We start from the raw sequence: 25343 nt of genomic DNA, 5'->3' as shown, positions 1-25343 counted from the left end.
GCGTGATGGGGCGGTTGTAGTGCGGTTACCGCTCCTGCCGGACGTCCAGCCACGTTCCGCCAGTCAGGCTCCACAGCAGCTCCGGTGTGAGCTTGACCACGGCGAAGGGCGTTCCGGCCGCGGCCCAGATCGTCTCGTAGTGCTGGAGGTCCTCGTCGAGCACGGTCTTCAGCGGCTCGGCATGGCCAACCGGCGGAATGCCGCCGATGGCGAAGCCTGTCTTCTCCTTGACGAGATCGGCCTTGGCCTGCTTCAGGTTGCTGCCGGTGGTCTTGGCGATCTTCTTCGTGTCCACGCGGTTGATGCCCGAAGCGATGACCAACACCAGCTCATCGGAATTCTTATCCTGAAAGACCAGTGACTTGGCTATCTGCGCAACACTGCAGCCCACGCTGTCTGCGGCGTCCTGGGCTGTGCGTGTGGAGCCGGCCAGCTCCATGACCTCAAGGGAGCTGTCGAACTTCGATAGATACTCCTGCACCTTCTGTGCGCTCCTGCTCAACTCCTCTGCCATGGCGATTCTCCTGGTCGATTCCGTGTAATTATGCACGGTTTGTTGATTGCATCACTGCGGCGGTCCTGGTACCGTACGTTATAACGCACATGGGCACTCGTAGCACCGTGCGTTATAACGCACAAGGGGTAATCCGTGTCCTCCGATATCATCAAGGAGTCCGTAGCCAACAGGCTGCGAGCGCACCGCACGCGTTCTGGAATGAGCCTGGACGCGGCTGCTGCTGCCACCGGCGTTTCCAAGGCCATGCTCGGGCAGATCGAGCGGCGGGAGTCTGCACCGACCATCGCAACCCTGTGGAAGATCGCGCGGGGCCTGGGTATCTCCTTCTCCTCGTTCTTTCCGGAGCCCTCGCCGGCCCAACCGGACAGACCGCTTTTCCCCCACGATCCCGATATGCGCGTGGTGCTCGTCTTTCCGTATAACCCGGTCACGCGGATGGAGATGCTGCGGGTGACGTTGAAAAACCACCACCTTCAGCGTTCTTTGGCTCATCAGATAGGGGTTGTCGAGCATGTCGTTCCAATAAGCGGTATCATAGACGTATGGTACGAGGACAGCTGGCGCACGGCCACGCCGGACTCGCCCATCCGCTTCCACGCCGATGTCCCCCACGCCTACCGGGCCGTCACCGAAACGGCCGTCTTCGAGAACATCATTTGCTATACATGACCCCGGCTCTTTGTGCATAAAGGGTAAAACCGACGCATCATCGGCGGGTGTTGACGACCGGTGCCTTTGGGCTGGTGTCCTGATCCGCCCGGCAGAGCAGCCGAAGCGCTGGCTTTGAGCGGGCCGGCGCGTCTGGAGGCGGGCATGTGCTGGGGCTTCCCGATAAACCCGACACAGGGCCGAGCACCCGGCGGCCTTTCCGGCGTTCCTGAAAGCGGGACAGCACGAGCTACGCGAGCCCATATAGTGGAGGATACCCATGCGGAACCCGTTGCCGTACCTCATCGTTCTCGTGATGCTGGCGGCAGGCTGCGTGCAGAGCGACGCGCCCATCTTCGAGGAATCCGAAGCCCAGCGCGGCCGCATTGTCACGCCGGGCGTGTATCTCTGCGAGTCATGCGAGGATGCCGTGGCCGTGGGCTGGGATGAGAGCGCCATGCTCCACGTCTTTGACGGCGAGCATGTCCTGTCCAAGGAGATTAATGGACGGCGGCTCGTGCAGATCAAGTCTGGGAACGACTATATGCTGTTCTGGACGGCCGTGGAAGAAGGCCGCCGCTTCATCATGTTCGATCTCTCGGGCGACGTGGACCCGGCCGCGCAGAAGCAGTACGGCGTGGATGTGGAGCACGACGAGGAGCACGACTTCCATACGCTGCACGGCGAGTCCGCGGCCATCCGGCGGTTCATGCTGGAGTATGCGCCGGAGCACATGCAGGAGGCCGGCGTCTACTCGCTGGTCATTGCAGCCGATATCACCCAGAAAACGCTGGAAGCCTGCGAAGATGCATGCAACGAGCAGCACGGCGAGAGCGATTACTCCGAGATGGTGCGCGGCTGCGTGGCGCGTTGCGCCGCCGCGGTGCAGTGATGGCGTATCGGGGACAGACGTGGCGAGCGTTAAGCCCGCGCGTCAACGATGCGGCCGGCGAGTACGTCGAAGTTCATGTTCGTGGCGGGCTGGGTTATAAGGATGCCGCCGCCTTCCACCACGGTGGAGCCGGCAGGGTGGGCGTAGATCTCGCGCGCGGCAGGGGCCGTGTAGACTTCCCGTGCGGCCGGCGCCGTGAAGGTGATCCGTGCCGCCGGCGCAGTGTAGACCTCCCGCGCGGCCGGAGCCGTGTAGGCCATGGTGGATGTGTCTATGGCGACGCCGTTGAGCGTAAACATGAGTGTTTTGGTAAGGTTTGTTTGTGCTTAGAACTGAACTTATATAAATCCTACCGCGGATCGGTCGGAAGGTAAACGGCCAAAGGCTCGACAGTGGGCCTGAAACATGCGAGTAAGGCCGCGGTACACCTGTAGAATCAGCAGCAAGAGGCTTGCATCATGAGAAACTTCCATCACGAGGTCAATTCTCTTGTCGTCCGGTACATCTGGCCGGTACTGGCGGCATTTTTTCTGTTGACGACGGCCGACGGCGCGGCAGCGCAAAGGAGCGACTGCATGGTCACTTTACATACGAGCAAGGGCGATATCGTCATCGAATTGAACCAGGAGAAGGCTCCGGTCACCAGCGCCAACTTCCTGGAGTACGTCCGCAGCGGACATTACGACGGCACCATATTTCACCGCGTCATCAACGGCTTCATGATCCAGGGCGGCGGCATGGACGCCGAAATGCAGGAGCGCCCCACCAACGAGCCCATCGAGAACGAGGCCGACAACGGTCTGCAGAACGAGGCGTACACCGTGGCCATGGCGCGCACGCAGGACCCGCACTCCGCCACGGCGCAGTTCTTCATCAACGTCGCGGACAACAACTTCCTGAACCACCGCAACAAGACGCCGCAGGGCTGGGGCTACGCCGTGTTCGGCAAGGTCGTGGAAGGCCAGGACGTGGTCGATGAGATCAAAGAGGTGCCCACAGGCCGCAAGGGATTTCATGAGGATGTGCCCACCTCTCCGGTAGTGATTGAGAAGGCCGAGGTGACAGGCGAGGACTGCGAATAATCGCCTGCAATCATGTGATCTTTTCAATATTGTAACTTCAGGTGTTTTCTTCTTGTGAAAAATGCGTTATCACGCAGACTTCTGATTGGCGCATAATGTGTCGCCCTGGTGACGGGCATATCAGTAAGGGAACTTCATCTTGAGGAGAAAGGCATGAAGAAAATTCTGTTCGCGCTCCTGGCCAGTGTCCTGGTGTTTTCCAGCGTGGCGCACGCTGAGAGCATCAAGATCGGATTCAACATCCCTTTGACCGGTGACATTCCGGACGTCGGCGAGTCCTCCAAGAACGCCGCCGAGATGTTGCTGAAGCAGATCAACGACGCCGGCGGCATCGATGTCGGCGGCACGAAGTACACCCTCGAGTTCGTGTACGAGGATAACGAATCCAAGGCCGAGTCTGCGCTCTCCGCTGCTCGCAAGCTCGTCACCCAGGACGACGTCCTGGGCATCATCGGACCGCAATCCTCCAAGCAGGCCGTGCCTGCCGGCGAGGCCGCCAACGACCTGGAAACCCCGATGATTTCCCCCTGGTCCACCAACCCCGACACCACCAAGGACCGTCCCTTCGTCTTCCGCGGCTGCTTCCTCGACCCCTTCCAGGGTCCTGTGGTCGTGAACTTCGCCAGCGACGAGTTCGGCGCCACCAAGGCCGCCGTGCTGTATGACATCGCCAGCGACTATCCCAAGGGCCTGGCCGAGGTGTTCAAGGAAGCCTGGGAGAAGAAGCACGGCGCCGGCTCTGTGGTTGCCTTCGAGACCTTCACCACCAAGGACGTGGACTTCAGCGCCCAGTTGACCAATATCGTCAACTCCGACGCCGAGATCCTCTTTGTGCCCCAGTACTACAACGAGGTTCCGCTGATCGTGAAGCAGGCCCAGAGCCTGGGTTGGGACAAGCCGATCATCGGCGGCGACGCCTGGGCCGGCGGTGACCTGATGAGCCTGTGCGGCGACGACTGCAAGGGTTACTTCTTCTCTACCCACTACGCCGCTGCCGGCGCTCAGGGCGCCACCAAGGAGTTCATCGAGGACTACAAGGCCATCTACGACAAGACTCCCGACGACGTGGCCGCTCTGACCTGGGACTCCACCAACCTGATGCTCGAAGCCATCCAGGCCACCGGCGGCCTGACCGGCGACATCGACGAGGACCGCATCAAGGTCAAGGATGCGCTTGGCACCATCAAGGACTTCAAGGGCATCACCGGCAACATGACCTTCACTCCTGAAGGCGACCCCATCAAGTGCGCCGTGGTCGTGAAGATCAACGACGCGGGCGAGTTCAGCTTCTACAAGCAGGTTTGTCCGTAGATACAATTGGATGAAGCCGCGAGGCCGGGACGTTCCGCGTTCCGGCCTCGCCTTTGCACTCTGACCAGAATCCTATGCGCACCGGGGTTTGATCCGTGCTCGGCCCGATTATTCAGAACATTCTCAACGCGCTGCAGTGGGGCAGCTTCTACTCGCTCATCGCGTTGGGCTACTGTCTCGTCTACGGCGTGCTCCTGCTCATCAACTTCGCCCATGGCGATATCTTCATGGTGGGCGCGTACATCGCCTTTTTCGTTGCGACATTTTTCCTCGCCGCCGTGGGGCTGCCGGGGTGGGCGGTCATCGTGCTGTGCGTACCGCTGACCATGGCGCTGACGGCGCTGGTGGGCGTCACGCTGGAGCGCGTAGCCTACCGGCCTTTGCGGCGCAAGGGCGCGCACCGTCTCTACGTGGTCATCACCGCCCTGATGTGCGGTCTGATCCTGGAGAACGGCAACCTGGCCCTGCTGGGCGCCAGCCGCCGGCTCTTCCCCACGCTGGTGGAGACGCACGTCTACAATATAGGCGGCGTGGCCGTGACCAACCTCAAGATCGCGGTCATCCTGGTGGCGATCCTGGCCTTTGTCTTCCTGGAGACGGTGGTCTCCAGAACCAAGATGGGCATGGCCATGCGCGCCATCTCCTACGACAAGTTCGCCATCCCGCTCATGGGCATCGCGCCGGACAAGGTGGTGGTGTTCACCTTCGTCCTGGGCTCGTCCTTTGCCGGCCTGGCCGGCCTGATGTTCGCCATGAGCTACCCGGTGCTGGACCCCTACATGGGCGCGCTCATCGGCTGGAAGGCCTTTATCGCGGCGGTGGTGGGCGGCATCGGCTCCGTGCGCGGCGCATTTGCCGGCGGGTTCCTGCTGGGCTTCGTGGAGATCATGGTCGTGGCGTTCTTCCCGTCCACGTACCGTGACCTCATCGCCTTCACCATCCTGCTGGTCATTCTCACCTACAAACCCACGGGGCTTTTCGGCGTGGCCCGTTTCCAGAAGATCTAGAGGGGGCAGGAGCGATGCAAAAGTTAGCTGTCCCCATTCTTGTCGGCGCATTGTTCGGCTTTTTCGTGATCACCGCAGCCACGGGCGCGATGAACCTCTACTGGCAGTCGGTGTTCATGTTCATGGGCATCAACGTCATTCTCGCCGCCAGCCTGAACATCATCAACGGCAGCATGGGTGAGTTCGCGTGCGGCCACGCCGGCTTCATGGCCGTGGGTGCGTACGTCTCCTCGCTGCTGTCTGTGCTGCTGTTCGCCAAGGACAAGGTCTTTGGCGCGGCGCTGCTCAGCCCGGACCTGGCGCTGCCCCTGTTCCCGGTCATACTGCTGGTGGGCGCGCTTGTGGCGGCTGTCACCGGCCTCATCGTGGCCATCCCGTCCTTCAAGACACGCGGCGACTACCTGGCCATCATCACCATCGCGGCCAACTACATCGTCAAGTCCACCATCGAGAATATCGACACCATCGGCGGCGCGCGCGGGTTCATGGGCATGAGCCGGGTGACCAAGGCCATGGAGAAGACAATCGACCTGCCGTGGATGGTGATCTGGGTGTTCGTGGGCACCATCTTCACCATCTGGATCATCCGGCGATTCATCTCCTCTACCTATGGCAAGGGCATCATCGCCATCTGCCAGGACGAGATCGCGGCCGAGATCATGAGCGTGAACACGAACAAGATGAAGATCGTCGCGTTCATGCTCTCCTCCGGACTGGCCGGACTGGCCGGCGGGCTCTTCGCCCACGTGCTGGGCTACGTGAACCCGGGCTCGTTCACCATCCTCAAGTCCACCGAGGTCATGGTCATGGTCTACCTGGGCGGCATGGGCTCCCTCTCCGGCTCGGTGATGAGCGCCATCCTCTTCACCCTGCTGCTGGAGGCGTTGCGGCCGCTGCAAATTATCAAGTGGGTGGTCATCCCCCTCATGCTGGTGCTGCTCATGCACATGCGGCCCGAGGGTATCATGGGCAACCGCGAGCTGACGGACGTGTTCCCGCGGCTCAAGAAATTCACCGCGTTCAAGAAGTGATGCCATGAGTCTGCTCGAAATACAGAACATGACACAACGGTTCGGCGGCCTCACGGCGGTCTCCGATTTCAGCGTGCGCCTGGAGGAACGGCAGCTCTGCGGCCTCATCGGCCCCAACGGCGCCGGCAAGACCACCATCTTCAACCTTGTCTCCGGCTTCTACACGCCCACGGTGGGCGACATCTACTTTGCCGGCGAGAAGATCACCGGCAAGAAGCCGCACAAGGTCACGGGCAAGGGCGTCGCCCGGACGTTTCAGAACATCCGTCTGTGGCACGACATGACCGTGCTGGATAACATCCGGGTGTCCCAGCACTACCACCTGGGCTACGGCTTCCTGGACTCGGTGCTCCGCTCGCCGCGCTACAACCGCCGCACGCAGGAGATCGACGACTGGGCGTTCGAGATTCTGGAAGCGCTGGACCTCGCCCGCTACGCCGAAGAGTTTCCCAAGAACCTGCCGTACGGCCTCCGCCGCCGTGTGGAGATAGCGCGGGCCTTGTCCACCAAGCCCAAGCTTCTGTTGCTGGACGAGCCTGCCGCCGGCCTGAACACGGCCGACCTGGATGGGCTCATCTCCCTGATCCGTTGGATCTTCGAGAAGTTCGACATTTCCATCTGGATGATCGAGCACCAGATGCAGGTCGTCATGACCCTGTGTCAGCACATCCAGGTCATCGACTTCGGCGCGACCATCGCCCAGGGATCCCCCAAGGAAATTCAGAACAACCCCGAGGTCATCCGGGCGTACCTCGGAGACGACACAATCTGATGCTGCTCGAAATCGAAAATCTCAAGGTCCGTTACGGAACCATCGAGGCGCTGCACGGGATATCCTTTTCCGTGGACAAGGGCGAGATCGTCGCGCTGCTCGGCGCCAACGGCGCCGGCAAGACCACCACGCTGCACTCCATCATGCGCCTCCCTCCGCCGGAAGCGCCCAAGGTGGTGGAAGGCGACATCCGCTTCCGCGGCCAGTCCATCCTGACCACCGAGCCGTACGACGTGGTGCGCAAGATGAACATGAACCTCGTGCCCGAGGGCCGGCATATCTTCGGCAACCTCTCCGTGTACGAGAACCTCTGGATCGCCACCACCGCGCGCACCGATGGCCAGGAAAACATAGACAAGGACTTCGAGCGGGTCTTCTCGCTCTTTCCCAGACTGGCCGAACGCAAACGCCAGCAGAGCGAGTCCCTCTCCGGCGGTGAGCAGCAGATGCTCGCCGTGGGCCGCGCCCTCATGTCCAAGTGCGACGTCATCCTGCTGGACGAACCCTCCATGGGCCTGGCCCCGCTGCTCATGTACGAGCTGTTTCGCACCCTCAAGCAGCTCAACGAGGAAGGCATGACCATCCTCGTCGTGGAGCAGAACGCCCGCGTCGCCCTCCAGTTCGCCCACCGCGGCTACGTGCTTGATACCGGCGAGATCGTGGCCGAAGGCCCGTCCGCAACGCTCATGGAAGACCCCGAGGTCAAAAAAGCCTACCTCGGCGGCTAGCAAAAAAAGTTATAACAATCAGCCTCCGGCGGGCCGGGGGACTCTGTCCCCCAGCGCCTCCTGCCGGGGACCACTGGTCCCCGGACCCCAATATTTGGGTCCAGGGAGCAGTGCTCCCTGGTGGGGAGTTCGAGGGGCAACGCCCCTCGACACCAGTCATTCCACTGCCACACAATCAAGGCGGCGGCCTCCACGAAGGAGGCCGCCGCCTTTGTTAGTGCAGGGTCATGTTCGGGTTACGGATAGGTCCGGTATATCTCCACGTGCTCGGAGTAGCTGGTGTAGGGCCGGTCGGAGTTCATCTCGAAGGAGAAGGCCGGCCCGAGCTGGATGTTGATCAGCGGGTTGCTGGTGAACAGCCGCCATGCGCCACCCTCGTAGTGGAAGTAGCGGTCGCGCGAGACGTCGTAGTACAGCTTGTGCTTGGGGTAGAAGCGGTACCTGTGGGGTCGCACGATAACCGGGGCAGGCGCCGGAACAGGGACAGGCACCGGGGTCGGGACCATGACGGGGGCCGGCACGGGCTGCGGGTAGTAGTGATCCCTGTGGATCACCCTGGGCGGCGGTCCGCGGTGTCCGCGGCCATGGTGCCCACGGTAGTCGTGATGGTTATGGCGATTGCCATGCCCGCCGTGGCGTCCATGCCCGGCGTACGACGGCGTAGCGGTCAGCAGCAGGATTGCTGCGAGGAGCATCAGGACACAGGTGATACATCCACGTCGTTTCGATTGGGTCATATGAGTCTCCCTCTCGTGTGCCGGGAAGAAGGGTCAGCTTCGTGCCGGCTGTTGAACGTGCGTACTGCGTGCGGCGGTTCGGGGGACCGATCCCCCGGACCCGAACAGGTTCGTGTACTGCGCGCGCCTGGGCCAAAGCTGGCGGGCGCAGGGCGCAACGGTAGCCTCCACGGTTTTTCGTGTTGAAAAAAACCGTGCGCTGCCGTGCTGGAACCGTGTTCCACTACTGTTGAGAGAACGTCCGGCGGTGAAGACGAGTCACCGCCGGAGGGTGCATCCGGAAGCGATCAGGGGCTGACTTTGTAGCGGGTCCTGTGCTCCTGGTAGTGCGTGTAGGGCAGGTCCGTATCCATATCGATGGTGAAGAACGGTCCAAGCTGTATGTTGAGCAGCGGGTTGTTGTCGAAGCGCCGCCACTGGCCGCCCTCGTAGTGGTAGTACCAGCCGTCGTCGATGTCGTAGTAAAGCTTCTGCTCCGGATAGAAGCGGTACTTGTGGCGGTAGCCGTGCGCAGGAGCGTGGGGCGGTGGCCCTGGCGCCTTCTGGCCGGGCATCATCTTCTTGGCCTGGCCGGGCGGCATATGCTTGGGCTGCGCAAAGGCGACCGGGGCCGTCAGCAGCAACGCGAGCATGAGCGCTGCGAAAAGAGTGAGTGTCTTGAGGTGAAAGCGCATGATGTTCCTCCGGTTCCGCAATGATTCTGGGGGGAGGAGGGCGCCGTGCGACGCCCTCCCGTGTTCAAGCGGTTCGAAGTCCTGCTGCTAGTCGTAGGAGACGATCTCCCAGCTACCGTCGGAGCGGCGGTAGGCCGTGGCCGTTGTCCACTCGTCGTAGTAGCCGTCGTTGTTGTTATCCACGCCGATGCGGACCTTGCGGTAGATACGGCCGTCGCGGCGGTACGCTTCATACGGCGTTGCCTGCCACTGGTAGCCGGTGTCCGGGTTTTCCCAGGTTGTGGGCTGATTGGAAGGCTGCTGCTCCAATGTATAGGCGACTTGCTCCTGGTCACGGGCTTCCAGGTAATCACCAATGGCGTAGCCGGCCAGAGCACCGAGGGCCAGGCCGATGGCCGCGCCGGCAGCACGCTGGCCAGGACCGCCGCCGGCCACGGCGTAGCCGACGCCTGCGCCGGCCGCACCGCCAAGAGCAGCGCCTGCCGAACGCTGGGTCTGGCAGCCGAGCAGGGGGATGGAGAGCATGCTCAGGATGAGGAGCACAATGATCGGCTTGGTCGGGATTCGTTGCATGTTGAGGTCTCCTTGAAAAAGTTTAGGCCGGCCGCACCAAAGCGGTCGGGAAATACATGCGTATGTTATGAAAGAATTTTCGGGAGAGTACAAGCTTGCGCGAATCTTCGCCAAGTCTTGGGTGTTCCCTTTTACGCAACAATCACAATGGTCCTCCCGGACCAGGATCGGCGGTTAGTTCATATCCTTTGTGACTTGAGAACGCACATGGAACGTGCAGGTTGACACGAGAATTCAATTTTTTTTGAGGGGCGCACGGAGAACCTCTCGATCCTGCCCGTTATTTCACCGGGGCCGGGTAAGAATGATCGCGCGCCGGCAGAGATGGACCTCACAGGTGCTCCGACCTGGGGGCTTACCTTATGGTCGATTCGTTTACTGCTCCGATCGGGATCTTGCCAGGACGCATTGCCCCCAAGACCCAGAATAGGGGGCCCGGGGAACAGTGTTCCCCGAGCAGGGGCGTGGGGGGACAGCGTCACCCACACTGGGTCGCCGGAGGCATGAACTGCGCTACAGCGCGCCGCGCAGGACGTCGAAGACGGCGGAAAAGTCCTCGTCGCCGCGATCGGCCGCCACCAGCATGCGATAGAGCTGCGCCGCCAGGTGGGTGGCCGGGGCCCAGGCCCCGGTCTCATGCGCCGTGTCGAGGGCGAACTTGAGGTCCTTGGCCATGTGCTTTGCCGGAAACTGCGGGGTGTACTCGTTGGAGGCCAGAAGATCGCGCTTCATGGCAAAGAGCTCGTTGGAGAGCGGGCCGGCAAGCACCACGTTGAGCATCACCTCGCGGGAAAGGCCGCCCTTTTCGCCAAAGGCGAGCATCTCGGCCAGCCCGGAGAGCATGGAGCCCAGCAGGAGATTGATGGACATCTTCATGTGCGAGCCGCTTCCGGCCGGGCCGCAGTGGATGGTCTTCTTGCCCATGGCCTCGAAGTAGGGCGTGGCGCGCTCCACCTGGTCGGCCTCACCGCCGGCCAGGATAACCAGGGTCCCGTCCTCGGCCGGTTTCTTGGAGCCGGAGACCGGAGCGTCGATGAACGATGCCCCGTAGTTGCCCACGCGGCGGGCAAGGTCCTTGCTGTATGAAGGCGGCACGCTGCTCATGTTGATCACCAGCTTGCCCTTGCCCAGCCCGGCGGCGGCGCCGTCCTCGCCGAACAGGGCCTGGTCCACGGCCTGGGGGCCGGTGAGCATGGTGACGATGATGGGCGTTCGCTTGGAAATATCCTCCGGCGATTCGGCCACTGTGGCCCCGGCATCGGCCAGGGGCTTGCATTTTTCGATGGTGCGGTTGGTGACGGTGACGTCGAAACCGGCTTTCACGAGGTTCAGGGCCATGGGAACGCCCATGATGCCCATTCCGACGAACCCGATTGCTTCTGGCATCTGGTCCTCCTGTTCGGTATTCCTGCGGCGGCTGTGGTCGCCGCTGCATGCATACGGATGACCGTACCACAGCAGGCGGTAGGCGGTCAGCCCGTGGAAGGGCCGCGCCTGAATAATTTCCGACCAGAGGCGAGCGCGAGCGGGGTCTGGAAGCCGGACAGGCTCACCCGCGCACGCCGAGCCGCTCCAGCAGCCTCTTGAGCGGGCACCAGTCGGTAAAGGCGGATTGCAGGAGGTTGAGGCCGACAAAGGCCGTGAACAGGAGCCAGGACTTGGAGTGGGTCTGCGCCAGAACAAGGCTGAGGAGTACGAAAAAGCCGGCGACGCCGCGCAGGATGCGGTGGAGCATGACGTCCTCCTGATGTGTTTGTGCTGCTCGAAGAGCCTGCGGATGGGTGTCCGCGGAGCTCGGAACCCTTGCCCGGCTGATTACGCCGGCGATGCCCGGTGTGAGTGGAAGCTGTCGAGGTAGCGCTGCAGCGCCTCCATATCCACGGGCTTGGCGAAGTAGCTGTCCATGCCGCTTTCCAGGAACGTCTCCTTGTCGCCGGGCATGGCATAGGCCGAGATGGCCACGATAGTCACGTCGGGATCGATGCCCGCGCGCTCTCCCGAGCGGATGATGCGGGTGGCCTCCAGCCCGTTCATTGCCGGCATCTGCACGTCCATGAACACGACGTCGTAGGTGTTGGCGGCCAGGAGCTCCAGCGCTTCCTCGGCGCTGGCCGCGCCGGTGGAGGCATGGCCCCATTTCTCGATCATGGTGACCAGGGCGAAGCGGTTGATGGTGTTGTCCTCCACCACGAGAACGTTGACCGGACCGTTGCGGCGAGGCGCGGCGGGCTCCTGCACCTCGGTCAGGCGTTCGCGCCTGGCCATGGGAATGCTGAAGTGGAAGTAGGTGCCCCTGCCGGGGGTTGAATCCACGCAGAGCTCGCCGTCCAGAAGCAGCACGAGCCGTTTGACGATGGCCAGCCCCAGCCCGGCGCCCTGGAAATCGCGCGAGTAGGCCTTCTCCACCTGCGCGAACGGCTCGAAGATGTGGCTGAGCTGGGTTTCGTCCATGCCGATGCCGGTGTCCGACACCTCGGCCACCAGCCTGAGCGTGCCGTCAGGCGCGGTTACGGTGGAGGCGTGGACCGAGACGCGGCCGCCGCTCTCCGTGAACTTGACGGCGTTGCCCACGAGGTTGAAGAGGATCTGCCGCAAGCGGCCCGCATCGCCGTATAGAATCTCCGGCGTGTCCGGCTCCAGGACCACATCCAGGGCGAGGTCTTTCTCTCTGGCCGGCTCGCGGAAGGTGTCGCGTACGGTCTGAATGATCTCGCGAACCTCGAACGGCGAGTCGATGATGGTCAGCTTGCCCGCCTCCACGCGGGAAAGATCGAGTATGTCGGAGATGAGCGCCAGCAGATTCTGGCCGGAGGTCCGCGCCGTCTCCACATACTCGTGCTGCTCGTCGTTGAGGTCGGTGAACTCCAGAAGCTGGAGCATGCCCAGCACGCCGTTGATGGGGGTGCGGATCTCGTGGCTCATGTTGGCCAGGAATTCGCTCTTGGCCAGGCTGGAGGCTTCGGCCTGCTGCTTGGCAGCAATGAGCTCCTCCTGCTTGATGCGCTCCTGGGTCACATCGCGCGCCACGCTGAAAACCTGTTCGCTCTCCAGCTCCGGAATCGAGTTCCAGGATAACCACCGATAGCTGCCGTCCTTGTGCAGGAAGCGGTTCTGGAAGTTGCTCAGCGCCAGACCATCCAGCAACGGTTCGCTGCTCTGTATGGTGCGTTCTTGGTCATCCGGGTGGACGAAGTGGATCACAGGCATGCTTTTGAGCTTTTCCTGGCTCCATCCGAGCACCTTTTGCCAGGCCGGGTTCAGCTGCGTCAGGTAGCCGTCGAAGCTGACGATGCAGATCAGGTCCTGCGAAAGGGTGAAGATGCGCTCCAGGTTCCGCTCCGCGGTTTTGCGTTCTGTGATGTCCTGGATGACGCCAGCAATCTTTGTCGACCCGCCATCAACCGACTGGGCGGCTCCCTGGACTCGGACAAAACGACGCTCGCCAAGGGTGGTGGCGATGGGTGTTTCGATCTCGAAGCTGGTGCCCTTGGAGTAGGCGTCGCTGAAGGCCTTGCGCAGGGTCTTGCGTTCCGGAAAGAGGCCGAGAATGTCTTCCACGGTCGGGTCGAAGGCCGGCGGCAGCCCGAATATCTGGTAGGTTTCCGGTGTCCAGGTAAACGTGCCCGTCTCCCAGTCGAGCTCCCAGCCGCCCACGCGGGCGATGCTCTGCGTGTCGAGCAGCAGCGCTTCCTGCCGGCGCAAATTATCCTCGGCACTGCGCCGGCGGCGGTCCAGATCCAGTGCATGCAGGCCGTAGGCGAGATTGTTCGCCAGCCGTTCCAGCACGGCGATCTCCTTGCTGTCGAACGCATGGGGCGCTGTGGAGTAGAGCATGAGCGAGCCCAGGATGTGCGGGCCGGTACGCAGCGGCAGGTTGATGCACGACCGGAACCCTTCGGCAAGGGCCGTCTCCCGCCATTCCGGGTAGCGCTGCTCGTCCTCGATGGATGGGACCAGCACGTGCTGTCCGGTGCGGATGGCCAGCGCAGTGGGACACTGGTCGTCCTGCGCCTGCAGATACGGCGTCAGCGTCTGGAGAAAGTCCTCGTGTGAGCCGTAGGACGCCGTGGCCGAGATGGGCGCTGTCTTGTCCTGCCCGGTGCAGACCACAGCGGCGAAGTCGTAGCCGCCTATCTGCACACCCACTCGGCAGACCTTGCGGCACAGGGCCTCGGGATTTTTCTCGTGCAGAACGATCTCATTGGAGCGGACCAGCGTTTCCAGGGCGCGGTTCAGGGATTGCAGCTCGCGTTGGGCGCATTCCCGGTCGGTCTCGTCTATGCCCACGGCCCAGGTGTGCCAGCCGGGTATGGGGAAGCTTCCGGCTATGGAGGACCACGCCGTGGACCGCTGCGAGCCGTCCTTGGTGACAAAGGGTACTTGCAGCCCGCGGAAGTTTTCCCTGGCAAGGAGCGATTCCATGGCTTTGGCTCGAATCTGCTCATCCGGGCAGACCAGTGACAGCGCCTTGGGGTCGGCCATCATCGCCGCCTCGGTGTACCCGGTCACGCGCACGCACTCGCTGTTCCAGGCAATGATGGAGCCGGACTCGTCTAAGGCCGCAAGCATGATGGGCATGCGCTCCACCACGGTGCGTTGACGGGCCTCGCTGTCACGCAAAGCCTGCTCCGCCCGTTTGCGCTCCTCGTTCTCGAAGAGCAGCTCCCGGTTCTTGCTCATGAGCTTCAGGTTGGTGGCGGCGAGATTCTCGTTGGCCTTGTCGAGATCACGGTTGGCCGCGGCAAGCTCCCTGGTGCGTTCCTCCACACGCTGCTCCAGGGTGTCGCGCGCTTCCAGCAGCTGCACCTCTGTCACGCGGCGGCGTTCCAGCTCAAGCTGTTGCGCGTCGTGCAGGGCCTGAACCCGCGCCTCCATCTCGTTGAGGGCGTCCACCACGACGTCCAGCTCGTCGGGGTAGCCCGGATCGGATGGCGGTCGCGGCAGGGTGAACGGTTTCAGCCCGGCCGACATGTCGAGGTCTCTGGCCTGGTCCGCAACGGCAGCGAGATGCCGCGCCACGTGGCGATGGAAGAGCAGGTAGAGCACGGCTGCGATGAAGAGGATCTCAACGCCCTGGCGGAGGAACAGGGAGGCTAGCTCGTGCCGGAATGTGTTGTGCAGCTCGTCCACCCCACAGATGACCTGGAGGGTGCCGAGCGTCCGATCCAGTTTCTGGTCGTGGAATGTCAGGGGGAAGTCCCGGACGACGACGTCCTTGGACACCACCTTGCCGGAGTAGGCGCCCCGCACGCCGTTCTCGACGATTACGGCCTGCTCCACGAAGGAAAGGTCTGTGATGGCTTCCAACCCGGATTCGATGAGCTTGTCGTCCAGCAGCCACAACGCCCGGGCAAGGATGGGTACATGGCTTTGGCCGATGTCCGCGAAGACCCGGTTTATGGCGTCGAACCGCTGACGGTAGGCCGAGTACGTCTGCAGACCGCCCACCAGGAAGATGACCACGGCGCAGACCGTGAGCGACTGGATGATGAGCTTGCGCGTGAGCCTGTTTTTTGGGGACAGCATGTTTTCAACGCCGGGCGTAGCGCCCGAATACCTGAGTCCGGATCGAATCAATGGAGCCGTCCGCCTTCATCTCCCGAAAGATTTCGGCCAGCGGCTCGACCAGGTCGATCCGGTTTCTGTTGAGGTACAGGTACATCTTGAGAGAGGCGAGGGGCGGTTCAAGGATGTGCACGTCCTCGATGTGCAGCGCCTTGAGCATTGCCAAACCGTCGAAGCGCGCGGTCAAGGCGATGTCGCAGCGATCCTTGTCCAGAAAGCGGAAGAGGGCGTCGGTGGAGTGGAGCGCGGTCACGGTGGCCTGTTTCGGAATATTGTCGCGGAATATCTGCCAGCCCTCCACGTAGGCCAGGTGGTATGGGGCGAGCGTCTCCCAGCTCGTGGTCGCGATATCCACATGCCGCGAGAAACCCACGAACTCGCGGGAGTCCAGCGCCGGTTCCGGCACGCGCACCAAAGAGGGATACGATTTATCAAGACCGGCTATGCGGCCTATGTCGCCGTCGGCGCGTCCGCTGGCCGCGTCCGCCAGGGCTCGCTGGGCTGGCAGCATGTTCACATGCACCTGGTAGCCCAGCCTGCCGAAGGCCTCGATGAGCAGGAGGTCGAAGTAGCCGTCACGGTTCGGCGTGGTGTAGGGCGGCGAGTAGGTCGAATTGATGGTGATCTGCTGCGAGGCAGATGACGGAACGGCCAGCGCCGCGATCATCAGGGCCGCGAGAGCAAAAGACCATGCAATGGAGCTTCGGACGCAGTATGCGAATGGCGATAGCTGCAAACGTGACATGGCGCCTTGTGTAAATTCGGAGTGTATCGGCCCGATTAATGGATATCTACCCCAGCATTATACCCATAATAGCCTGGGGAAAACATCACGTCCACAATTGATCCCAGAGAAATATGTCCAAATCGTTCGCCATTTGAAGCGCGGCCGCGTATACCGCGGAGCCCGATCGTTTCAGAAAAAACACCTGCCCGGCTGGCCGGAATCATTTTCCGTGATTACCATGCTTCGATTGCGGACCTCGGGGGCCGGCTTCGGTAAAGAAATCCGGGACGGGATTCGCCACACATCGACAAGGACAGACACGGTATGCCTGAGCAAGGGACAACGGAAAAACAAAGCACGGCGGCGCAGCCCGCGAACGTATTGATGCTCGGCGCGCACATGAGCGTGGCTGGTGGGCTGGACACGGCGTTCGGACGCATACGCAAGGTCCGGGGCACGGCCCTGCAGCTCTTTACCCGCAACCAGCGGACGTGGAAGGACGCGCCCATGGACGAGGCCGAGGTGGAGGCCTTCCGCTCGGCCTGGGCCGAGTGGGGACCGTACCCCGTGGCCTCGCACGCCTCCTATCTTATCAACCTGGCCAGCCCCAAGCCGGAGATCGTGGAGAAGTCCGTGGCCTCGCTGGCGCGGGAAATCTACCGCTGCGCACGGCTGGGCGTGACCGACATCGTGCTGCACCCCGGCGCGCCGCAGGAGGCCGGGCCGGAGGCAGGCATTGCCGCCGTTGCCAGGGGGTTGGACGCGGCCTTCGCCATGGCCGGAGAGATGCTGGCCAAAGAAGGCGCGGCTGTGCACGCCGAGCCCAAAGTGCTTCTGGAGATCACGGCCGGGCAGGGCTCCACCCTGGGTAGCACCTTTGCCGAGCTCGCCGCGATCATCGCTGCGGCAGAAAACGAGTCGCGGCTGGGCATCTGCGTGGATACGTGCCACGCCTTTGCCGCCGGATACGACCTGTCCACGCCGGCTGGTTTATCAAAGACCCTGGCGGAGATGGACGCCGCCGGCCTGCGGGGGCGGCTGGGCCTGCTGCATCTGAACGACTCCAAGACCGAGCTCGGGTCCAGAAAAGACAGGCACACCCACATCGGCGAAGGGTTCATCGGTGTGGAAGGATTTGCCGGAGTCGTCAAAGACCCGTACCTGCGGACCATCCCCATGGTCATAGAGATGCCCAAGGGCGAGAATCTGGAGTACGACTTCAAAAATCTGGGTCTGCTGCGGCAACTTGCTGGTATTGCAAAGGAATGATGACGTGAAAAGGCAGCAGGCGACGAGGCGGTTCAGTATAGATTGTCGCAGGCGCTGTGACGGTTTTGTCGTGCGGCGTATAAATGCTACAAAATTGTAGATGGAGTTACTAAAATGTTAACGGAAGCGACAAGAAAACGATACCGGGCAGCGACAAAACATTTCATTTTTGGCGGTATCGGTCAGGTCTGAAATTAATTAATCAGTAATTATAGAGTGTTAAAAACAAATATGAGAAGGGGCTCTTTTTCTGGCCCGCTTCCTGCTAATTTCTAAGCGGGACACGCACGGTAAAGGCACACTCCTCCACAGCAGCACGCGGCGCCCCGGATGGTCCGGGACGCCGCGTTGCTGTTTTCAGCCTCTAGTCAGGCTGCTGATAAAGGCCCGATAGCTGCGTTCCATCAAAAAATTCAAACCCTCGCGTATGAGAAACTACGCGTCGTTCTTGAATTTTTCTTGTCCCTTGCTCTCAAACCTTTCTTAACAGCCTGCCGGATTGCATTGTATAATCAATCCGGAAACGGCTGCCGCCGTCCTTATCTTTCCTACTTCTTCTGCGAACGCTCGATGCGCGCCCAGCTGTCGCGCAGAGTAACCGTGCGGTTGAAGACCGGCTGGCCCGGTTTGGAGTCTCTCGTGTCCACGCAGAAGTAGCCGAGGCGTTCGAACTGCACCTGCAGGCCGGGCTCGGCGTCCTTGAGCGACGGTTCCACGTAGCTCGTCACCATCTCCAGCGAGTCCTCGTTGATGGTGTTCTTGAAATCTCCGTGCTGCTTGTCCATGGGGTTTTCCACGGTAAAGAGCCGGTCGTAGAGCCGTGTCTCGCACTCCAGGGCGTGGTTTGCGCTGACCCAGTGGAGCGTGCCCTTGACCTTGCGGCCGTCCTTGGACCAGCCGCCCTTGGTTTCCGGGTCGTAGCGCAGGATGAGCTCGGTCACGTTGCCCTCGGCGTCCTTGATCACGTCCGTGCAGGTCACGTAGTAGGCATAGCGCAGCCGCACCTCGCGGCCCGGGGCGAGCCGGAAGAACTTCCTGGGCGCCTCCTCGCGGAAGTCGTCGCGCTCCAGGTAGAGCGTACGGGAGAAGGGCACCTGCCGCGTGCCTTTTTCGGGCTCGTCCGGGAAGTACGGCATCTCGAACCACTCAACCTGGTCTTCCGGGTAGTTCTCGATGGTTGCCTTGATGGGGTTCAGAACGCCCATGATGCGCGGGGCCGTGCGGTTCAGCTCCTCGCGCACGCAGTGCTCCAGGAGGGCGATGTCCACGAGGTTGTCCGCCTTGGCTACGCCGATGCGCTCGCAGAAGTCCCGGATGGCAGCCGCCGGAATGCCGCGCCGGCGCAGGCCGACCATGGTGGGCATGCGGGGATCGTCCCACCCGTCCACATAGCCCTCGCGCACGAGCTGGATAAGCCGGCGCTTGGAGAGCACGGTGTAGGAAAGGTTGAGCCGCGCGAACTCGATCTGCTGCGGGTGGTAGACCTCCAAAGTGTCCAGCACCCAGTCGTACAGCTCGCGGTTGTTCTTGAACTCCAGGGTGCAGAGGGAGTGGGTGACCTTCTCGATGGAGTCCGAGATGCAGTGGGTGAAGTCGTACATGGGGTAGATGACCCACTTGTCCCCGGTGCGGTGGTGCGGCGCCTTGCGGATGCGGTAGAGCGTGGGGTCGCGCATCACGATGTTGGGATGGCTCATGTCGATCTTGGCGCGCAGCACGCGGCTGCCATCCTCGAACTCTCCGTTCTTCATGCGCATGAAGAGGTCGAGGTTCTCCTCGATGGTGCGGTCGCGGTACGGGCTGTTCGTGCCCGGCTCGGTCAGGGTGCCGCGGTGCTCGCGGATTTCCTCGGCCGAAAGGTCGTCCACGTACGCCTTGCCCTTCTTGATGAGCTGTACGGCGTACTCGAAAAGCTGGTCGAAGTAATCGGAGGCGAAGTGGCGCTCGCTCCAGTCAAAGCCGAGCCAGCGGACGTCCGCCTGGATGGAGTCCACGTACTCCACCTCTTCGGTCAGCGGGTTGGTATCGTCGAAGCGCATGTTGCAGCGGCCTTCATAGTCGCGTGCAATGCCGAAGTTCAGGCAGATGGACTTGGCGTGGCCGATGTGCAGATAGCCGTTGGGTTCCGGGGGAAACCGTGTCTGCACGCGGCCGTCGTACTTGCCGCTTTCCAGATCGGCGTCGATGACTTCGCGGATAAAGTTGGTGCGGGAGGCTGTCTCGGGGGTAGTGTTGTCCGGCATGGTCTCTTTGTTGCTCATTCTACGTGCTCGTTCAGCATGGGTTCATGAAGGCGCGCCCGGCCCCGAGCATTGTTTCAGCCGGGCGCGCCGGTGTTTCGCGCGTTGCGCTAGGATTTCTCCACGAAAACCTTGAAATTGTCCATAGCCATGAACTCGGTGCCGCGACCGGAAAGGTCGGCGTAGAAGGTGACCTTGAGGGTTCCATTGACCACGGCCGAGGCGGGAACCACCACGGTGATGGGCTGAATCCAGTAGCCCAGGGTGCGGCGTTTGACGCGCACAAAGCCGTCGCTGCCGATGGCAGATTCCTCGACGCCGTACTGCGCGAGCTTGCATGGGAAGTCCTGCAGCTCGTACACGGTGGGGCCGTCTGGCACGTACACATAGTAGTGGTCGGTGAACTTGCCGTGGTTTTCCCACTCGCCGACCATGAAGAGATCATACGTGATGACCACGCGCTTGCCCGCAGGCAGGCCGGTGAGGGTCAGGGTGGTGTCTCTGGGCCATTTCGGGTTGCGGGGGTTGAACAGGCCGATGGTCGAGTATTTATCTATGCGGAACTTCGGCCCGTGGGAAAAGTCGTCCGAAACCTTGTGCTTGAAGCTGTACTCCTTGAAGAGCTCCATCTGCTCTGGCGGCGCGGTCTGCACCAGCGCTCCTCGCGATGTACATCCGGCTATGATCAGGATGGCCAGGCACGCACCGATGAGCACGGCCCGGGTCACGAGCTTCGGGCGGTGGAAGTGAGGCATGCGGGTTGCTCCTTGATGTTGAGGTTCGAGAATCGAACAGTAATGATAACAATCAGTATGACTCGCGTCCACTTTTCCGGCCTTTTTCCTTTGAGCAGCGCGGCCTTTCTGGTAGATTTGGGGTGCATTTCCCGGTGGCGGATGTTCTGCCGCCAGGACGCACCGGCAATGATCGCCGGAGGATACGTCAACCGCCGCCACCTGGAGTCTGATCATGGCAACCAACGGATCGCCTTGCCCGCGCCTTTGGCTCGCATCGCTTTTTGCGGCAGCGCTCCTTGTCGCCCTGGTCGCCGTCGCACAGGCGGAACCGCAGGGGCCGCCAGGGTTTAACGGCATTCCCTGGGGTGCGCCGCGGGAAGGGCTTGAGCACTTCGCCAAGCTCAAGCAGCGCGGCAATGCCGAGTTCTACCTGAACACGCAGGAGGACTTCGAGTTCGAAGGGTTCCCCCAGCCACGCATCATCTATGGCTTTATCGAAGGCAGGCTTTACGGCGTGTATGTGGACGTGGCCACGCAGGAACTTTTCGACATGCTGCTGCAACGCTGGACCAAGGAGTACGGCGAGCCACGCATCATAGACGAGACCGAGACGTACGTCCGGCAGTGGCGCTTCGAGCACCTCAAGGTGAAGCTCAAAAAGATCAAGCGCACTGGGGCCATGAAGCTCGCCTACTACTTTCTGCCACTGTACGAGCACGTGGAGCTGGCCCTGGACCAGGGCGCAGAGGACATCGACGAGCAGAAGCTGGACCGGCTCTACTGGCTGGAGATGATGCGCATGCGCGGCACCTCCATGCCGTAGCGGTTCTGCTGTCCCGGAGCTATCCGGATACGATAGACAACCCAAAAAGGCGCCGACCCCTCGTGTGGGATCGGCGCCTTTTTATAGTGCAAGGATATGCGCGGCCGATGCTACTCGGTGCCGTTGCCCTGGGGCGCCTGGCCCTGGTGCGGCGGCATCTTGCCGTGGGGGGCCTTCATCATGCCGTGGGGCGGCATGCCGCCCATGCCGGAGCCGGGCTTCATGTGCTGGCCGCCGCCGTGCACCTTCATGAACCCGTCCCACTCTTCCTGGTTCAGGCCGCCGCTCTTGTCCCGATCGATAATGGTGAATGCGCCGGCGGCGTTGTTGTTGTCCTTGAAGTGGGTGACGAACTCGTCCTGATCCACGGTGTTGTCGCTGTTCTTGTCCATGTCCTCGAACTTGGCGCTGAATCCGGCGGCTCCGCCGGCAAAGGCCGTGCCTGCCACGGCGAGAGTGGCAAGGGCCGCGAGAACGAGGATGGTGCGGGATATCGTAATGCGCATGGGTTTCTCCTGGGCTGCGTGTCAAAAAGATTGGAACGGGTAACCCACATCATAGCCATGGCCGCTGTTTTGGCAAGCGAGGAGTGGCGACCGTCGATGAAGGATTGGCAATGGAGCGCCAAATAAAAACGCCGGCGGGGTGATTCGCCGGCGTTCTGGGTGCTCGATGGGTGTGGCGGCTACCACTGCTCTTGCGGCTTCAGCGTGTCGTCAAGGCCATGGAGCTGGTCAAAGAGATCATCAAAGGTCAGGGTCATCTCCCGGGCCATGGAGTGGGACGCCTTGTCCGCTTCCGGATCGTGGGCCTCGATGCCGCCGTCATAGGACCGGCTGGCGGACTCCTTGTGCAGTCCCTTTTCCACGACGCCTCGGGTGTGGGTCTTGAGCTCGTCCACGCCGTCCTTGTCCGGATGGGTGTACTCGTGGGACTCCACAGTGCCACGGCTTTTCTCGAAGCCGTTTTCGTAGCCCACATCCGTATGGCTGGTGCTGCGCAGGATGGCGGCAGGGTCGTTCTCGGTCAGGCCGCGGGCCACGTGGAACTCCAGCGGGTTATACGCCGGGTTCTTCCTGGCGGACTCCTCGTCAGTCTGACGGGAGACCATGTCGCCGTCGGCGTAGAGGGTATCGGTCCAGGAGATGCTGTAGGGCTGGCTGCCCGCGCCCCATTTGGCGATGTCGTCGGCCGAGTTGTAATGGCCCTTGCCGATGTGCCGCTTAAGGCCCTTGTTGTGCGTATCGGCCTCGGAGATGTTGTCCAGCAAGTTCCTGGACAGGAGATCGGCCGACGATTGCGGCTCGTCTGTGGAATACTCCTCCTGACTCAGATCGAGCATCTCCAGGAGGTTTGGCCGCTTGTGGAGCTTGGCGTTCTCCGTCTCCTCCAGCGTCAGGCTGCCGGAACTCTGCTTCACGATCTCGCCGTCAACGTACCAGGACACGGACAGATCCTGTTGCAACTTGCCGTCGTTGGCGTCCTGCCCGTCCGCCTGTGCTTCCGTAAAGCTAACCTGGCGGATCAGCTCGCCGTCCTTGTCGTACTCACTGGTTTCAAAGGACAGGTTGACCGAGTGGCTGAGCTCGGCAGTGTGTCTGGCCTCCAGGTTGCCGATGCGTTGGTCGGACCTGTTGGTCACATTGTCGTAGCTCGCATTCTGGCGGATGGCGGTGTCCCGGATGAGCGTGCCGTTGGCATAGTCCTGTATGTTCGCGGAATATTTGGTGACGTGCTTGTCCAGGGTCAGATTCTTCAGGTCTTCCGGATCGACCTGGGTCTCGCCGCCCAGGAACTGCGTTATCTGGAACTGCATGCCGCTGCTTAGGTCGGAGACCTTGCTGTACTGGCTGTTGAGCGACATCTCCTCGTGCATGGATCGGGTCAGTTCCTCGCCGTCGAACCACTGGAGGGAGCGCGAGGCCTTGACCGTGCCGTCCTCTGCTTCTTCCAGCTCCGTCTGGATCGTCTGGCTGACCTTGCCCCACTTGTTGTAGATCTCGGTGTTCAGGGATATGCCCGATTCGGTCAGCCCGCCGGTGGTGGACTGCACCAGCTTGCCATTGGCGAACTCCTGAATCTCCAGGTTTGAGCCCTCTATCTTCACGACGCGGGTGTGGCCGTTCTCCAGCTTGGTGGTCCCGCTCTGCAGGCCCAGCCGGCTTTCCCAGGTGTCCATACTCTCTGTGGCGTTCTCTTCGGGAGACTCCACGGAGAGCGTGGCCCACTTGGTCCGGGCCTCGCTGGAGATGTTCACAGTATCCAGAATTTGGCCGGACTTTCCGGACAGCCCGGCTTTTGCGGCGGCGGTTTCTGCCTCGGTCGGGGAGGCAGCGCCGGCGGACTTAGCCGATTGAAGCTGTGAATAATTGGTATCGATAGGAGCGATCATACCCCATGTATCGGTCCGGGGTGGAATGTTCTTTAGGCTGAATTTCCCCGTGGATAAAGGACTTGAAGCTGAAATGCGCCGGGAAAAACATACTCGCAAAATGTGGATACGCGTTGTTTCAAGGAAAAACGGCGTGTCCATGCAAAGACGGTGCACGAAAAAGTTTTCCAGAATCACAATAAAAACGCCGGCCCCTTGCGGAACCGGCGCGTGTTCTTTTCCGGCGGATGGCGCGGCAGGGCTACTCGCTCTTCATGCCGCTCCCGCCCTGGCCTTCCATGCCGTGCGCCTTCTGGTACTTGGCCCACTCGGTGGCGTCCATGGTGCCACTCATGTCCTCGTCAGCGGCGTCGAACTCGGCCTGGGCGTCGCTCGTGCCCTCGTACCCCTGGGCAAACTCGTTCGGGTCCAGCATCTGGTCGCCGTTCACATCCATGCTCCTGAAGCTCTCGTCCGCGCCCTCACCGGCAATGGCGATTCCGGCGAACATCAAGGTTATGGCGACGAGCGCGGCAAGAATCACACTGTACAGACGGATACGCATAGGGATGCTCCTTGGTGATTGTGGTTTACCTACCATGCCCATCCTATGCGGCGGCGCGACGGAGGCAAGCGTAATCTCCAGGCTAACCACAAATATCCCCGAACTCTAAAGGTTATCTGCCTGGCTGCCGATATGACCGATATACGGCTTTGTTTGTCCTTCCGCCGTTCAGACAGGGCGAGGGACAAGCCCGCGAGGTGACGCCATGGCGCTCAACGATTTCGAGAAGAACTTCATCTACGACATCTCCAGCAGGCTGCTCTCGCAGGACCTGCTCACCAACGCCTACTTCATGAACTCCCAGGTGGGCAGCTCCCTGCGCGACATGGTGCTGGCCAGGCAGCCGGTGCAGCCGCTGACCAACCCGTTTGACGAGGCCATAACCGGAACCCTGCGCGGGGATGCGGCGGCCGTGCGCCGCAACGCGGACAACGTGACCGAGGCGGCCACGATGATGGGGGTGGCCCAGAGCGGCACCAGCCAGATTCTGGACGCGCTCTCGTCCATGGAAGACATCATCGACAAGATCAACTCGGGTGAGCTGATTGCCTCCGACCCCTCGGTGCAGGCCGACTACGATGCCCTGCGCGACCAGATCACCGGCATCTACGAGAGCACGGACTACAACGGCATCTACATGCTGGACTCCAGCCAGTGGGGCACGGAGCAGATCAACTCCAGCGGGCAGGTCTACATCCAGGCGTTCAAGGACGGCGGGTTCAACGTGAGCTTCCACGCCGTGGACGACCCGGTCTCCGGCAGCAGCTGGAGCGATCTGCAGGGCAGCAGTCTGGCCACGGACCTCGCCGGCCAGACGCTTCTGGTGGACGACTTCACCAGCGCGATCACCACCATCGACGACATCTACCAGAGCCGCGAGAGCATGCTGGAGTCCCAGGCGTCTTCGCTGGAAAACCAGGCCACGCTCCTGGACCAGGCCGTGGAAGCGCGGCGGCAGAACACCACATCCCTGTCCGTGGAGAACCTGCTCGTCGATCTCATTTTGAAGGATTCCGGCGGACTGTTGGACGAGCAGGGCTGAGTTGTCCGGGAATGGCCTCCGATACGTGGAGC

Annotated in this window: 25 protein-coding genes; 11 read left to right on the top strand and 14 right to left on the bottom strand. The window is 61.8% G+C overall.

Annotation, left to right across the window (positions count from 1 at the left end; translation table 11 throughout):
- Positions 1-25: 25 nt before the first annotated feature.
- Positions 26-514: a YbaK/EbsC family protein gene (locus tag E8L03_RS10155; protein ID WP_171267271.1), complete on the bottom strand. Its 489-nt coding sequence runs from the start codon at positions 512-514 to the stop codon at positions 26-28.
- A 135-nt stretch (positions 515-649) separates the two neighbouring features.
- Here E8L03_RS10155 and E8L03_RS10150 point away from each other — a divergent pair, with 135 nt between their 5' ends.
- Together E8L03_RS10150 and E8L03_RS10145 are read left to right on the top strand one after the other, a co-directional pair.
- Positions 650-1186 (top strand): helix-turn-helix domain-containing protein, encoded by a 537-nt coding sequence (locus E8L03_RS10150; RefSeq protein WP_171267270.1) that lies wholly within the window; start codon positions 650-652, stop codon positions 1184-1186.
- Positions 1187-1445: 259 nt separating this feature from the next.
- Positions 1446-2057, top strand: coding sequence for a hypothetical protein (locus E8L03_RS10145; RefSeq protein ID WP_171267269.1), 612 nt, complete (start codon positions 1446-1448; stop codon positions 2055-2057).
- Positions 2058-2086: 29 nt separating this feature from the next.
- Here the strand turns inward: E8L03_RS10145 and E8L03_RS10140 are convergent, their stop codons facing one another.
- Positions 2087-2356, bottom strand: coding sequence for a hypothetical protein (locus E8L03_RS10140; RefSeq protein ID WP_144305944.1), 270 nt, complete (start codon positions 2354-2356; stop codon positions 2087-2089).
- Between the two features lie 276 nt (positions 2357-2632).
- Between E8L03_RS10140 and E8L03_RS10135 the strand changes: the two genes are divergently transcribed.
- The 6 genes from E8L03_RS10135 (at position 2633) to E8L03_RS10110 (ending at position 7988) form a co-directional block, all read left to right on the top strand.
- A complete protein-coding gene (locus E8L03_RS10135) occupies positions 2633-3139 on the top strand; it encodes a peptidylprolyl isomerase (protein WP_144305943.1) in 507 nt (168 codons plus the stop codon).
- Positions 3140-3292: 153 nt separating this feature from the next.
- Positions 3293-4450, top strand: coding sequence for an ABC transporter substrate-binding protein (locus E8L03_RS10130; RefSeq protein WP_144305942.1), 1158 nt, complete (start codon positions 3293-3295; stop codon positions 4448-4450).
- Positions 4451-4545: 95 nt separating this feature from the next.
- Complete coding sequence (locus E8L03_RS10125) at positions 4546-5457, top strand: branched-chain amino acid ABC transporter permease (RefSeq protein WP_144305941.1); 912 nt, start codon at positions 4546-4548, stop codon at positions 5455-5457.
- Positions 5458-5471: 14 nt separating this feature from the next.
- Positions 5472-6488 carry a branched-chain amino acid ABC transporter permease gene (locus tag E8L03_RS10120; RefSeq protein WP_144305940.1) on the top strand — a complete coding sequence of 339 codons (1017 nt, stop codon included), beginning with the start codon at positions 5472-5474 and terminating at the stop codon, positions 6486-6488.
- A 4-nt stretch (positions 6489-6492) separates the two neighbouring features.
- Positions 6493-7260: an ABC transporter ATP-binding protein gene (locus E8L03_RS10115; protein WP_171267268.1), complete on the top strand. Its 768-nt coding sequence runs from the start codon at positions 6493-6495 to the stop codon at positions 7258-7260.
- A complete protein-coding gene (locus tag E8L03_RS10110; protein ID WP_144305938.1) occupies positions 7260-7988 on the top strand; it encodes an ABC transporter ATP-binding protein in 729 nt (242 codons plus the stop codon). Before E8L03_RS10115 ends, E8L03_RS10110 begins: the two co-directional genes overlap by 1 nt.
- A gap of 236 nt (positions 7989-8224) precedes the next feature.
- Here the strand turns inward: E8L03_RS10110 and E8L03_RS10105 are convergent, their stop codons facing one another.
- The 7 genes from E8L03_RS10105 to E8L03_RS10075 all read right to left on the bottom strand — a co-directional run bounded on the left by E8L03_RS10105 (position 8225) and on the right by E8L03_RS10075 (position 16204).
- On the bottom strand, positions 8225-8725 hold the full coding sequence (locus E8L03_RS10105; protein WP_171267267.1) for a hypothetical protein: 501 nt from the start codon (positions 8723-8725) through the stop codon (positions 8225-8227).
- A 287-nt stretch (positions 8726-9012) separates the two neighbouring features.
- Positions 9013-9399 (bottom strand): hypothetical protein, encoded by a 387-nt coding sequence (locus tag E8L03_RS10100; protein ID WP_144305936.1) that lies wholly within the window; start codon positions 9397-9399, stop codon positions 9013-9015.
- Positions 9400-9486: 87 nt separating this feature from the next.
- On the bottom strand, positions 9487-9972 hold the full coding sequence (locus E8L03_RS10095) for a hypothetical protein (protein ID WP_144305935.1): 486 nt from the start codon (positions 9970-9972) through the stop codon (positions 9487-9489).
- Between the two features lie 513 nt (positions 9973-10485).
- Positions 10486-11358 carry an NAD(P)-dependent oxidoreductase gene (locus E8L03_RS10090; protein ID WP_171267266.1) on the bottom strand — a complete coding sequence of 291 codons (873 nt, stop codon included), beginning with the start codon at positions 11356-11358 and terminating at the stop codon, positions 10486-10488.
- A gap of 163 nt (positions 11359-11521) precedes the next feature.
- Positions 11522-11707 (bottom strand): YgaP family membrane protein, encoded by a 186-nt coding sequence (locus tag E8L03_RS10085; RefSeq protein ID WP_171267265.1) that lies wholly within the window; start codon positions 11705-11707, stop codon positions 11522-11524.
- Between the two features lie 80 nt (positions 11708-11787).
- Complete coding sequence (locus E8L03_RS10080; RefSeq protein WP_171267264.1) at positions 11788-15498, bottom strand: PAS domain S-box protein; 3711 nt, start codon at positions 15496-15498, stop codon at positions 11788-11790.
- 4 nt (positions 15499-15502) lie between these two features.
- Positions 15503-16204, bottom strand: a complete 702-nt coding sequence (locus E8L03_RS10075; RefSeq protein ID WP_171267263.1) for a substrate-binding periplasmic protein — start codon at positions 16202-16204, stop codon at positions 15503-15505.
- Positions 16205-16588: 384 nt separating this feature from the next.
- On the opposite strand from E8L03_RS10075, the gene E8L03_RS10070 reads away from it, so the two are divergent.
- Positions 16589-17533: a deoxyribonuclease IV gene (locus E8L03_RS10070; protein WP_171267262.1), complete on the top strand. Its 945-nt coding sequence runs from the start codon at positions 16589-16591 to the stop codon at positions 17531-17533.
- A 548-nt stretch (positions 17534-18081) separates the two neighbouring features.
- On the opposite strand, the gene E8L03_RS10065 is transcribed toward E8L03_RS10070, so the two are convergent.
- Both E8L03_RS10065 and E8L03_RS10060 read right to left on the bottom strand, forming a co-directional pair.
- Positions 18082-19794, bottom strand: coding sequence for a glutamine--tRNA ligase/YqeY domain fusion protein (locus tag E8L03_RS10065; RefSeq protein WP_244963715.1), 1713 nt, complete (start codon positions 19792-19794; stop codon positions 18082-18084).
- Positions 19795-19883: 89 nt separating this feature from the next.
- Positions 19884-20528 (bottom strand): hypothetical protein, encoded by a 645-nt coding sequence (locus E8L03_RS10060; protein ID WP_144305929.1) that lies wholly within the window; start codon positions 20526-20528, stop codon positions 19884-19886.
- Positions 20529-20742: 214 nt separating this feature from the next.
- Here E8L03_RS10060 and E8L03_RS10055 point away from each other — a divergent pair, with 214 nt between their 5' ends.
- The gene (locus E8L03_RS10055) at positions 20743-21333 is read left to right on the top strand and encodes a hypothetical protein (protein ID WP_144305928.1); all 591 of its coding nucleotides are present in this window, start codon (positions 20743-20745) and stop codon (positions 21331-21333) included.
- Positions 21334-21443: 110 nt separating this feature from the next.
- Here the strand turns inward: E8L03_RS10055 and E8L03_RS10050 are convergent, their stop codons facing one another.
- The 3 genes from E8L03_RS10050 to E8L03_RS10040 form a co-directional block, all read right to left on the bottom strand.
- Entirely contained in the window at positions 21444-21839 is a 396-nt protein-coding gene (locus E8L03_RS10050; RefSeq protein WP_144305927.1) for an EF-hand domain-containing protein, read from the bottom strand.
- 179 nt (positions 21840-22018) lie between these two features.
- On the bottom strand, positions 22019-23590 hold the full coding sequence (locus E8L03_RS10045) for a hypothetical protein (protein ID WP_216367960.1): 1572 nt from the start codon (positions 23588-23590) through the stop codon (positions 22019-22021).
- Between the two features lie 376 nt (positions 23591-23966).
- Positions 23967-24269, bottom strand: coding sequence for an EF-hand domain-containing protein (locus E8L03_RS10040; RefSeq protein WP_171267260.1), 303 nt, complete (start codon positions 24267-24269; stop codon positions 23967-23969).
- 205 nt (positions 24270-24474) lie between these two features.
- On the opposite strand from E8L03_RS10040, the gene E8L03_RS10035 reads away from it, so the two are divergent.
- Entirely contained in the window at positions 24475-25311 is an 837-nt protein-coding gene (locus tag E8L03_RS10035; protein ID WP_171267259.1) for a flagellin N-terminal helical domain-containing protein, read from the top strand.
- Positions 25312-25343: the final 32 nt, after the last annotated feature.

Origin of the sequence: Oceanidesulfovibrio marinus, assembly GCF_013085545.1 — a bacterium.
In the GTDB taxonomy this organism is placed as follows: Bacteria; Desulfobacterota; Desulfovibrionia; order Desulfovibrionales; family Desulfovibrionaceae; genus Oceanidesulfovibrio; species Oceanidesulfovibrio marinus.
Note: the sequence above shows the minus strand (reverse complement) of the source record. Positions and strands in the feature narration are given on the sequence as shown.

What these genes read in the sequence shown, in the direction of transcription:
- E8L03_RS10155 (WP_171267271.1), bottom strand. Translation starts at nt 514, where the DNA reads ATGGCAGAGGAGTTGAGCAGGAGCGCACAGAAGGTGCAGGAGTATCTA.
- E8L03_RS10145 (WP_171267269.1), top strand. Translation starts at nt 1,446, where the DNA reads ATGCGGAACCCGTTGCCGTACCTCATCGTTCTCGTGATGCTGGCGGCA.
- E8L03_RS10140 (WP_144305944.1), bottom strand. Translation starts at nt 2,356, where the DNA reads ATGTTTACGCTCAACGGCGTCGCCATAGACACATCCACCATGGCCTAC.
- E8L03_RS10135 (WP_144305943.1), top strand. Translation starts at nt 2,633, where the DNA reads ATGGTCACTTTACATACGAGCAAGGGCGATATCGTCATCGAATTGAAC.
- E8L03_RS10130 (WP_144305942.1), top strand. Translation starts at nt 3,293, where the DNA reads ATGAAGAAAATTCTGTTCGCGCTCCTGGCCAGTGTCCTGGTGTTTTCC.
- E8L03_RS10120 (WP_144305940.1), top strand. Translation starts at nt 5,472, where the DNA reads ATGCAAAAGTTAGCTGTCCCCATTCTTGTCGGCGCATTGTTCGGCTTT.
- E8L03_RS10115 (WP_171267268.1), top strand. Translation starts at nt 6,493, where the DNA reads ATGAGTCTGCTCGAAATACAGAACATGACACAACGGTTCGGCGGCCTC.
- E8L03_RS10110 (WP_144305938.1), top strand. Translation starts at nt 7,260, where the DNA reads ATGCTGCTCGAAATCGAAAATCTCAAGGTCCGTTACGGAACCATCGAG.
- E8L03_RS10105 (WP_171267267.1), bottom strand. Translation starts at nt 8,725, where the DNA reads ATGACCCAATCGAAACGACGTGGATGTATCACCTGTGTCCTGATGCTC.
- E8L03_RS10100 (WP_144305936.1), bottom strand. Translation starts at nt 9,399, where the DNA reads ATGCGCTTTCACCTCAAGACACTCACTCTTTTCGCAGCGCTCATGCTC.
- E8L03_RS10095 (WP_144305935.1), bottom strand. Translation starts at nt 9,972, where the DNA reads ATGCAACGAATCCCGACCAAGCCGATCATTGTGCTCCTCATCCTGAGC.
- E8L03_RS10090 (WP_171267266.1), bottom strand. Translation starts at nt 11,358, where the DNA reads ATGCCAGAAGCAATCGGGTTCGTCGGAATGGGCATCATGGGCGTTCCC.
- E8L03_RS10085 (WP_171267265.1), bottom strand. Translation starts at nt 11,707, where the DNA reads ATGCTCCACCGCATCCTGCGCGGCGTCGCCGGCTTTTTCGTACTCCTC.
- E8L03_RS10080 (WP_171267264.1), bottom strand. Translation starts at nt 15,498, where the DNA reads ATGCTGTCCCCAAAAAACAGGCTCACGCGCAAGCTCATCATCCAGTCG.
- E8L03_RS10075 (WP_171267263.1), bottom strand. Translation starts at nt 16,204, where the DNA reads ATGATCGCGGCGCTGGCCGTTCCGTCATCTGCCTCGCAGCAGATCACC.
- E8L03_RS10070 (WP_171267262.1), top strand. Translation starts at nt 16,589, where the DNA reads ATGCCTGAGCAAGGGACAACGGAAAAACAAAGCACGGCGGCGCAGCCC.
- E8L03_RS10065 (WP_244963715.1), bottom strand. Translation starts at nt 19,794, where the DNA reads ATGAGCAACAAAGAGACCATGCCGGACAACACTACCCCCGAGACAGCC.
- E8L03_RS10060 (WP_144305929.1), bottom strand. Translation starts at nt 20,528, where the DNA reads ATGCCTCACTTCCACCGCCCGAAGCTCGTGACCCGGGCCGTGCTCATC.
- E8L03_RS10055 (WP_144305928.1), top strand. Translation starts at nt 20,743, where the DNA reads ATGGCAACCAACGGATCGCCTTGCCCGCGCCTTTGGCTCGCATCGCTT.
- E8L03_RS10050 (WP_144305927.1), bottom strand. Translation starts at nt 21,839, where the DNA reads ATGCGCATTACGATATCCCGCACCATCCTCGTTCTCGCGGCCCTTGCC.
- E8L03_RS10040 (WP_171267260.1), bottom strand. Translation starts at nt 24,269, where the DNA reads ATGCGTATCCGTCTGTACAGTGTGATTCTTGCCGCGCTCGTCGCCATA.
- E8L03_RS10035 (WP_171267259.1), top strand. Translation starts at nt 24,475, where the DNA reads ATGGCGCTCAACGATTTCGAGAAGAACTTCATCTACGACATCTCCAGC.